Origin of the sequence: Yersinia pekkanenii, from assembly GCF_001152565.1 — a bacterium.
In the GTDB taxonomy this organism is placed as follows: domain Bacteria; phylum Pseudomonadota; class Gammaproteobacteria; order Enterobacterales; family Enterobacteriaceae; genus Yersinia; species Yersinia pekkanenii.
Genome location: NZ_CQAZ01000084.1, coordinates 1 through 3,007 on the forward strand (window position 1 = coordinate 1; position 3,007 = coordinate 3,007).

The following is a 3,007-nucleotide window of genomic DNA, read 5'->3' on the forward strand; positions in this document are numbered from 1 at the left end:
TTTGTAGGAATATGCCTACAAATATTTTTTCAGAAATGTGATGGGTATGTGGGGTATTTTACTGCCGGGGAGGTAAATAAGAGACATCTCTATTATGGCGGTGAAAAGTTGGCCTCCAATAGTGCCACGGTGATTTATCGATAGATTGTGTCATTGAATAAGGAAATAGGCTAAAAAATGGAGGTGAGTGGCAGAGTTATGCGAATAAAAAACCCATCGACGCATAACAATACGACTATCAGAATTTTATTAATACCAGAAGAAAATGATGTTAGAGAATAGTCCTGTCTGCGCAGGACTCACCTTTCCCAGTGTCAGCACCCGTAAGAATACGGTCATAAAATGAGTCTGTGAAATCGATTATGCAGATCAATAAGTCGATATTGATCACTTAATCTGATCAACTCAGTGTAGTCGCCATCCGTCACAGGCAGGGTAGGTGATGTGTTTTTATGCGCCATGGCTGCGTTATCTTGCAGAAAAAACCAATATCGGGTTTTTTACTGTCAAATTTTAGGGTTTCGGGAAAGTGATACGCAATACAGCGTGGAGTGATGTCGGTTGGCTGAATTAAAGAGTGCAGTGAGTATTGAAACGCTAATACAAAAAGCGACCGATTTAGAACTGGCCGGATTCTGGCGCAGGGCTGCGACACAGTGGCTTGCTGTCATAGATCACTGCCCTGATGATACTGAATGGGAACAGATTGTTCGGCGACGTGAACAGTGTTTACTGAAATCACAGGGAACACCAAAAGAGCGGCGGCGAGAAGTCCGTAATCGTTACCGCAGTCAGGAGCGATATAAAAACCGGTATTAACCCTGATTATCCTGAACACACAATGACCTGATGTGCCGACCCGCACGCCATGCTGGAAGCAGGGCCGTAGGAGGGGTACCCTCCTGACGGAGGTTCTGATGCGATTGCCCGGCAATCAACAAGTACTGATCATCGGCATAAACTGCATTGCGCAGGAAAATATGACCTCGGCGTTACAGTAGTTTGCAGCACTGGCTGACAAGCCGCTGCTAGTGTATCGATCCCTGTTTTTTACCTCCCCATACACATCTTGACATTCGTTGCTTTATGCTCGAAGTAATTATTCCACTCTATCTGATGGCGATTATGAATAACTTGATACAACAATTACAATCCATGCTTGGACAGGTAACGAAAAAACGAAAAAGAGTAACGAAGGCGGTTCTAGCCTGAGTAATATGTTAGTGCCCGGCGCCTTAGGCGGCCTTGCTGGCTTACTGGTTGGAAGTAAATCATCACGCAAATTGTTGAGCAAATACGGTACCAGTGCGTTACTTGCCGGTGGCGGCGCAGTACTCAGTACCGTGTTATGGAATAAATATAAAGATAGGATCCGTCAGAATCATCCAGATGGTTCACAGTATGGTCAGCAAGCAGCACCTGTAGACCAGCGTGTGCAGCGATTGGTTATGGCACTGGTATTTGCTGCCAAAAGTGATGGGCACATTGATGCCAAAGAGCGACGCATTATTGAACAAAATATGCAGGAAGCGGGTATCGGTGAACAGGGCGAACGTCTGGTGCAACAAGCGATTGATAGACCGTTAGATCCTCAATTACTGGCCCGTGAAATACAAAATGAAGAAGAAGCGCTGGAGCTCTATTTTCTCAGTTGTGCCGTTATTGATGTGGACCATTTTATGGAGCGCAGCTACCTTGCCGCATTAGGTGACGCACTGAAAATCCCACAAGATGTACGAGATGGTATTGAACAAGATATTCAACAACAAAAGCAGGGCATTGCTGATTAATGTGTCATCAGATGGCCTTTTAGTTCTTTACCTGTAGGCCATTAGTTTTCACTCCTCCTTTCAGGCCGTACTGCTGCAAAAAACTTCCAGTGCTCAGTATGTCCATGAGATAGCCAGGCGACAGCACCGGCACATAACAAGTGTGCTCCGTCCCTGTAGCAACAGTATCAGTGTCTCTGTTCGCAGAACATGCAACCCGTCCCATTCAGTCAGGTCAATGCCATTGCTAGGTTATACCAACACAACAGCGTCAATGACCCCCTGAACCTTGGCGTTTGTTGCAGGTATGGCTGATGTGTACTGTTCCGTCGATGATAGTCGGTGACCAACTTAAAAAGCAGCCAGGCACAGAACAACTTGCACAAAGCGCTTGCTCTACTGTCACCCAGAACATGTAGCGGGAAGGTATTGATGAACACCGACAATAAGGAACCTCTGACCATTAAAGTCAGAGGCAGGGATATTTATGTCATGTTATCGGAAGTGGGTGTGTAAAAATGATAAAAGTATTAAAAAGTATCGTCGGTTTTGGCTGCTAAGCGCGGGGCTTTTACTCTCATCAGTAACGCTTGCCCATGCAGAAGCACCGAAGCCACTCCGCAAGACCCGTGCAAAACCTGTTTTTTATGCGCAGACACTTAACCATAAAAAGGAAGTGGAAATCTGCATTATCACCCCTGTCCGTGTCTTACTCTTTTGGTAAGACCAGCACAAAAAGTAAAGAGATGAATATCACCGTTCCGATGGGTAATACCTCTTATGCGTATCAGAGTAATCAGATATTCACAGTCAGAAATGGTGATACCAGTTATCAGGTTTCAGTCGGAACAAACGATGACAGTGAGCCAGTCGCGTCACTTTACGTTTATAAAGGCACCCCAAAAACCGGAAAAGTGCTGGCAGAGATAAAACTCGCCCCCCATACGGTGGTGAATAGCATCAGCCACGCATTGGCGGATGACGGTATTGCTGAATCAGACAGTCTTTAACTATACAGGCTGAGGTTAATCTGGGAACACACTTCCGGCAGGTTATCTACCATATCTATGGGCAATGATTCTGGTTCCTAGACGAGAGAAAGTACTTGGTGATGTGGATGCAACAAATTACGACCGTCACGCAGGCTACACGCCAACATATCTGGCTGATCGCCTGTAAATCAGATACCTCAACGTCCTTCTATATATCAAGATATTAAGTTGATTGTCCCTCTCACC

The 3,007-nt window shown here is 45.5% G+C and carries 2 protein-coding genes and 2 pseudogenes; all 4 read left to right on the forward strand.

Annotation, left to right across the window (positions count from 1 at the left end; translation table 11 throughout):
- The first annotated feature begins 561 nt into the window (after nucleotides 1-561).
- Entirely contained in the window at nucleotides 562-819 is a 258-nt protein-coding gene (locus AEP37_RS21885) for a PerC family transcriptional regulator (protein WP_049615315.1), read from the forward strand.
- Between the two features lie 306 nt (nucleotides 820-1,125).
- A pseudogene (locus AEP37_RS21890) lies at nucleotides 1,126-1,790 on the forward strand (tellurite resistance TerB family protein).
- Nucleotides 1,791-2,053: 263 nt separating this feature from the next.
- Nucleotides 2,054-2,285: pseudogene (locus AEP37_RS27785) on the forward strand (hypothetical protein); the annotation flags it as partial.
- A gap of 230 nt (nucleotides 2,286-2,515) precedes the next feature.
- Nucleotides 2,516-2,779, forward strand: coding sequence for a hypothetical protein (locus AEP37_RS21895; RefSeq protein WP_042592881.1), 264 nt, complete (start codon nucleotides 2,516-2,518; stop codon nucleotides 2,777-2,779).
- Nucleotides 2,780-3,007 lie beyond the last annotated feature (228 nt).